Below are 6,236 nucleotides of genomic sequence, written 5' to 3'. Positions count from 1 at the left end.
AGTATCACCCCGTCGGCCGCGGCGACCAACGCCGGGGGATCCAGCAGGGCTTCGAAGACGCCGGACGCCGATGCCTCCGCCCGTGCGGCTGGATCGCGATCCGCCCCCAGCACCAGGAAACCCTGCTGCGCCAACCGGCGGGCGATCGAGCCGCCGATCAGCCCAAGGCCGATGATCCCCCATCGAAAGCTTTCCATCCCAGAGCTCCACGCTGTTCCGAGTAACGTTCGCCGTCGGGCGCAAAAGCGCCCATCCTTTTGGAGTATTCAGTGAAAAGGCTGATGTCCTTTTCTCTCCTTCTCCATAGCCCAGATCGTTCGGCTCCTCCTAACATTGGATGACGGCGAGAGCGTTTCGCACGCGATTCAGTGAACGGAGGCCTATTCGGAGTCTGACGCATCGAACGGGCACTGAAGTGCCCTACTACGAACAAAGCCCTGTTCGTAGTAGGGCGCTTTAGCGCCCGTTTGATTTTTGTGAACACTGCACCATGCGCAAGGCCTGGGCCACCGCCCGCACCTCGCGAACCATGCGGGCGAAGGCCTCCGGGGTGAGCGACTGACGGCCGTCCGACCACGCTTCCTCCGGGCGCACGTGGACCTCTGTGAGCAGACCGTCCGCCCCGGCGGCGATAGCAGCCCGGGCGATGGGGATCACATAGGCCGCCTCCCCGGTGCCGTGGCTGGGGTCCACCAGCACCGGCAGGTGACTGAGCCGCTTGACCACCGGCACCGCGTTGATATCCACCGTGTTCCGGGTCATCCGCTCAAAGGTGCGGATCCCCCGCTCGCACAGGATCACGTTGAAATTCCCGTAGACCATGATGTATTCCGCCGCCAACAGCCACTCCTCGATCGTGGCGCCCATCCCTCGCTTGAGAAGCACCGGCTTCGGCTGACGGCCGGCCGCTTTCAGCAAGCTGAAGTTTTGCATATTGCGCGCGCCGATCTGTAACACATCGGCGACCTCGGCGACGATGGGGACCTCCTCTGGAGACATCACCTCGGTCACCACCGGGAGACCGGTCTCCGCCCGGGCCTCGGCCAACAACTCCAGCCCCTCGAACCCTAACCCCTGGAAGGAATAAGGGGAAGTGCGCGGCTTGAAGGCCCCCGCCCGCAACATGTGAGCTCCCGCCTCCCGCACCGCGTGGGCCGTCTCCAGTAGCTGAGACCGCGACTCGATCGCGCACGGGCCAGCGATCAAGACCGGCTCCTCGCCCCCGATGAGGACCCCCCCCACCCGGATTTGGGTTCCCTCGGGCCGGTAATCCCGGGCCGCCAGTTGGAAGGCGTGGCGGATGGGGATCACCCGCCGGACCCCCGGCCAAGCCTGGAGCTCGTGGAGATCCAGGTCGCCTTCGTCGGGGCAGACCAACACCGGCTGGGGGCCGTGAACCCAGTGAACGGACTTACCTCGGGCCTGAAGATGCTCCACCAGTCGTTGGATCATACGGGGATCCACATCCGTGGCGCATTCTACAATCATTGCTCCCCTCCTTCCTCAGATGCCAAGCTTCCCCCTGCCCCAGCAGGATAAGAGCCCAGGAGTTTGACGAAAGAGGCCCGTTGCAGAAGCCCCAGAAGCGCCTCTCGGCACGGAGGATCCTGCCAATGGCCTTCGAAGTCCACGTAGAACACATATTCCCAAGGGCGGCCGCGCCGGGGGCGGGATTCCAGCTTGGTGAGATTGATCCCGCGGGACGCGAACTCCCCCAGGCAAGCGTGCAGCGCGCCGGGGACGTGTCGGGTGCTGAACACAATGGAGGTCTTGTTGCGCTCCGCTCGGGGCGGCTCCCGGGTGCTGACGATGAAGAAGCGGGTGGCGTTCTCGGGGTCGTCCTCGATGCCTTCCGCGAGGATCGCCAGACCGTAGCGCTCCGCGGCCAGGCGGCCGGCGATGGCCGCCACCCCCGGCTCCGGGCGTTCCGCCAGCATCCGGGCGCTGCCGGCTGTGTCTGGGGCGGCCAGGGCCTTCCAGCCGTGCCGCTCAATAAAGCGCGCGCACTGCTCCAGGGCCTGCGGGTGCGAGCGCACCGCCCGGATGTCCGCGAGGCTCGTCCCGGGCGGGGCCAACAGGCAATGACGCACGCGCAAGATCATCTCCCCCCAGATCCGGAGGTCCCGATCCAGCAACAGATCGTAGACCGCGTTGATCGAGCCAGCCGTGGAGTTCTCCACCGGGAGGATCCCGAAATCGGCCCGGCCGGACTCCACCGCCCGTGCGACCTCGGCGAAGGTGCGGCACGGGAGCAGCTCCAGCTCTGGCCCCAAACAACGCAGCGCGGCTTCGTGGGAATAAGCCCCCGGTTCCCCCTGGAAGGCCACCCGGGGTGGGCGCGGGGGGACCGCCTCCGGAGGATCCGGTTCCGAAACCGCCTCCACGTCCAATCCGTTGGGAAGATCCGGGCGAAGTTGCCGTGCCTCTCCCAAATAAACGGGAACAGGCCGGAAGGGGCGCTGAGGATGGACCAGGAGCAGAACGCGGATACAGCGAGGGAGCGCATCCGGGACGGGGATTTCCTGGGCGCACAGCATCGGCACGTGGGTCCATCCCATCTCCCGGGCGGCCGCAGCCGGGAACGCCGCCGTCAGATCCGGGGTGGTCGTGAACCAGGCAGCCACGATTTCCTCCGGGGCCAGCCGGTTGGCCTGGATGATCGCCTCCAACAGCTGACGGGTCGCTGAGGCGATCGCCTCTGGGGTGTTGGCTTCCGCGGTCACCGCACCGCGCAGGCCGTACAGCATGCGTTCCCCCATAAAAAACCATCGGCGCGGGGGCTCTGGGGAGCCGCTCCGCGCCGATGGATAAGATCACAGAATCTAAACAACAATCAGGTGGCATACGCGAGCGGCCCCGCCGGACGCGCGGCAAAGTAATAAAAGTAATACCGCCAGTAAGCGTGGAGGGCGCTCGCGAAATGCCCAACCTGCATTGCCGGAAACCTCTGTTCTCCTGGATTTGGCTCTACATTATACAGACCTGGGCGAATTTGTCAAGTCCGATCGAGCTGACCTTCCGATACGAGTTCGGACGCCTCCTTGGGCAATCCGTCCCCACCGCTTTCCGGCGGGTCGGGATCCCCGGAAGGGTTGCCTCCCCATGCGACCATCCGTGGTTCTCGAGGGCCCTCCACTGGTGTCCCCGGACAGCCCTCCAGCGCCTTGTCTGAAGTCACGCCCTTGATGATTTTGTCGGGGTGCCTCATCATAAATATTAATAGTGGGCCGAATCCCCTGCGGATCGCATCGCACCCTTCATCAGCCCCTGGCGGATCCTCCGCCGGGCCTTCCGCCGTCGCTTCTTCGATCCTGCCAGTGGTGCTTCCGGGTAGCCAATGGCGGGGGCCGCGCTACGGTGTTCTGCGGTCCGTATCCCGGTTGGACCCCAGGGAGTGGTTAATGGCGGGAGAAGATCCGAGGGGACTATGTCAGCGAAGAAGATAGCTGAGGTGATGCGGGAACAGATTAGCCGCCGTACCTCCTTTCACCCGACCGTCTTCCGGTCCGATGGAGGAGGGAATCCGATGGCCCGTTATCTCGCTGTATGGCTATATCTGGTTGCTTTGGGGCTTGTTGCGTGTACGGTTGGGGGAAGCCGACCGACGAGCCTAACCCCACCGCCCACCACTCCAGCGCCTCCGGCGACGGCCGCAGCAACGGCCCTCCCGGCGCCTCCGGCCAGCTCTTCCTCAGCAGCGGATTGTCCGGTGACCCCCTTCGCCAGCGATCGCCCCTCGCACCCCAACACTGCCGCTTTCACCGATACTTGGTATCGCAACCCGGAAGGCACCCTGTGGGCTGGGCTCCATCGAACCTTTAAGGGGAAGTGGTACGCCGCAACCGGCCACAAGGTCTTATGGGCCAAGGGGACGGGGCTCCCGCTTCAGGTTCGTGCCCGGCGCCTGGATGGGACCAGCCCACCGGCTGAGATCGATATCCCCGATGGCTATCGAAACTTCCCTTATCAAGCCAGCAGCCTGACCTTCCCGACCCCCGGCTGTTGGGAGGTGGAGGGGGTGGCGGGGCCCCATCGGATCCGCTTTGTGATCTGGGTGCTGCCAGCGGACCAGAAACCACTAGGGATTCCGTAACCGGAGGGCTGGATGCGGAAGGCTATCCTGCCTGCCTCGGCTTCGAGGGGGAATAAGGAAGTGTGAAGAAGAAATGGGCCCCCTGCCCGGGCGCGCTTTCCACCCCGATCCGCCCCCCGTGGGCTTCCACCAGATGCTTGGCGATGGCCAACCCCAATCCGGAGCCACCGTCCGCCCGCGCCCGGGATTTCTCGGCCCGGTAGAAGCGATCGAACACATGGGGCAGGTCCTCGGGGGCGATCCCCACGCCCGTATCCCGCACGCTGACTTGAACCGCATCCCCCAGATCCCGAGCTTCCACCGAGATCCGCCCGTCCGGAGGCGTATACCGGATGGCGTTGGTGAGCAGGTTCATCAGCACCTGCCGAAGACGAATCGGATCCGCCAGGATCGGGGGCAACGCTTCCGGCAACCGAACCTCCAGCTCAACCCCCTTCTCCATAGCTTGAAAAGCGATGCCATCGACGGCTTCCTCGATCAGACGCTTTAAATCCACCGGCTCCCGGTCCAGCCGCAGTTGCCCCGCCTCGGCCAGGGTCAACAAACGCAGATCTTCCACCAGGCGGGCCAGATGGCGGACCTCATCATGGATCTGGGCGATCTGCTCTAGCTCCAACGGGAGGACGCCATCCATCAGCGCTTCCAGATGGCCTTGGAGGATCCCTAGCGGGGTGCGCAACTCATGGGCGATGTCGGCCAGCATCTGGCGTCGCTGCTGCTCCGCTCGGGCCAACGCGTCCGCCATGCGGTTGAACGCCTGAGCCACCTCCCCCAGCTCTCCAGCCGCCTGAGCCGGGATCCGTGCCTCCAGGTCGCCGGCGGCGATCCGTCGGGAAGCCTGTTGAAGCGCCCGCAGCGGCCGTGCCAGACGGGAGAAAACCAACGTGCCCACCCCCAAGGCTAGAGCGATCCCAAGCAACGTGCTCCACCCGATCGCCCGCCACACCTCCCCCAGAAATCGCGCGGAGGGATTCGCTGGGCTTTCCACATCGCCCACCACCAGCCACCCAACGGTTCGATCCCCCACACGGATGGGGGCGCCTTCCTCCCGAACCGCCTCCGACAGAAGGGTACCGATCAGGGTTCCCTCCGAATCCAGCCGGACCCGACCGGTCTCGTCCGCCAGGATGAGGCGATGGCCCATCATCCGCCACATGGCGACCCCACCCATCCCCATGCGGCGGTGCATGGGGCCCATCCCGGGCATCATGAGGTCGGATGGATCCAGCAGGGATTCCACGCCCTCCCATTTCCCGTTCTGGAGGTAGTAATTCGCAAAAGCGGGGGCCAGCGCCTCCGCCCAGCGTCGGTTCCCCTGGACCACGTAGACCCGGAACTCCCCGGCGGTGACCACGCCGATCAACGAGGCCGTGACGAGCAGGCTCAGGATCACCACGCCGGCAAAGGCCAGACTCAGCTTCGCCCACAGGCTTCCCATCAATCGGCCTCCCGAAGCTTGTAACCGACCCCATAGACCGTGAGCACATACTGCGGATTCCTCGGATCCGGCTCGATCTTCTGGCGAAGGTTCTTGATGTGGGCGTCGACGGTTCGCTCGTACCCCTCGTACGCCACCCCCTGGATCCGCTCCAGCAGCTGCAGGCGGGTGAAAACACGGCCGGGATGGCGGGCCATCGTGGCCAGCAACTCGAACTCGGTCGGCGTCAGGCGCACCTCCCGATCCCCCACCCGCACCTCCCGCCGCTCCAGGTCGATGGTGAGATCGCCGACCCGGATGAGGGCCGGCGGGGCCACCTCGCCCTGAGCCCGCCTTAAGACCGCACGCACCCGCGCCACCAGCTCCCGCGGGCTGAAGGGCTTCGTGATATAGTCATCCGCCCCCAGCTCCAGGCCCACCACTCGATCCTCCTCCTCGATGCGCGCCGTCAGAATGATGATGGGAACCCCCGACTCGCGGCGGATGGTCCGACAGACCTCAAACCCATCCATGCCCGGCAACATCAAATCCAGAACGATCAAATCCGGCTGCTCCCGACGGAAGGCGTGGAGCGCCGATGGGCCATCCCCCACCGCGATCACCCGGAACCCGGCCTGCTCCAGGTATGCCCGGACCACCTGGCGCATCCGGGGCTCATCCTCGACGAGCAAAATCGTCTTCACCGCTCCGGCTCCCCCCTCAGGA

At 65.4% G+C, this 6,236-nt stretch carries 6 protein-coding genes; 1 reads left to right on the top strand and 5 read right to left on the bottom strand.

What is annotated here, in order from left to right; genetic code table 11:
* The 3 genes from ACFMO5_RS03290 to pheA all read right to left on the bottom strand — a co-directional run.
* On the bottom strand, nucleotides 1-197 hold a 197-nt coding region (locus ACFMO5_RS03290), incomplete at its 3' end, for an NAD(P)-binding domain-containing protein (RefSeq protein WP_376791341.1).
* Nucleotides 198-456: 259 nt separating this feature from the next.
* Complete coding sequence (gene aroF / locus ACFMO5_RS03285) at nucleotides 457-1,488, bottom strand: 3-deoxy-7-phosphoheptulonate synthase (RefSeq protein ID WP_376791340.1); 1,032 nt, start codon at nucleotides 1,486-1,488, stop codon at nucleotides 457-459.
* Entirely contained in the window at nucleotides 1,485-2,759 is a 1,275-nt protein-coding gene (gene pheA, locus ACFMO5_RS03280) for a prephenate dehydratase (RefSeq protein ID WP_376791339.1), read from the bottom strand. Before pheA ends, aroF begins: the two co-directional genes overlap by 4 nt.
* A 767-nt stretch (nucleotides 2,760-3,526) precedes the next feature.
* Here pheA and ACFMO5_RS03275 point away from each other — a divergent pair.
* Nucleotides 3,527-4,093, top strand: a complete 567-nt coding sequence (locus tag ACFMO5_RS03275; protein ID WP_376791338.1) for a hypothetical protein — start codon at nucleotides 3,527-3,529, stop codon at nucleotides 4,091-4,093.
* Between the two features lie 22 nt (nucleotides 4,094-4,115).
* On the opposite strand, the gene ACFMO5_RS03270 is transcribed toward ACFMO5_RS03275, so the two are convergent.
* Together ACFMO5_RS03270 and ACFMO5_RS03265 are read right to left on the bottom strand one after the other, a co-directional pair.
* A complete protein-coding gene (locus ACFMO5_RS03270; protein ID WP_376791337.1) occupies nucleotides 4,116-5,531 on the bottom strand; it encodes a sensor histidine kinase in 1,416 nt (471 codons plus the stop codon).
* Complete coding sequence (locus ACFMO5_RS03265; protein WP_376791336.1) at nucleotides 5,531-6,214, bottom strand: response regulator; 684 nt, start codon at nucleotides 6,212-6,214, stop codon at nucleotides 5,531-5,533. The genes ACFMO5_RS03270 and ACFMO5_RS03265 overlap by 1 nt, the downstream gene beginning before the upstream one ends.
* Nucleotides 6,215-6,236: the final 22 nt, after the last annotated feature.

The organism is Thermoflexus sp. (assembly GCF_042408365.1).
In the GTDB taxonomy this organism is placed as follows: Bacteria; Chloroflexota; Anaerolineae; order Thermoflexales; family Thermoflexaceae; genus Thermoflexus.
The sequence above is the reverse complement of the archived record's forward strand: the minus strand, read 5'-3'. Positions and strand labels throughout refer to the sequence as shown.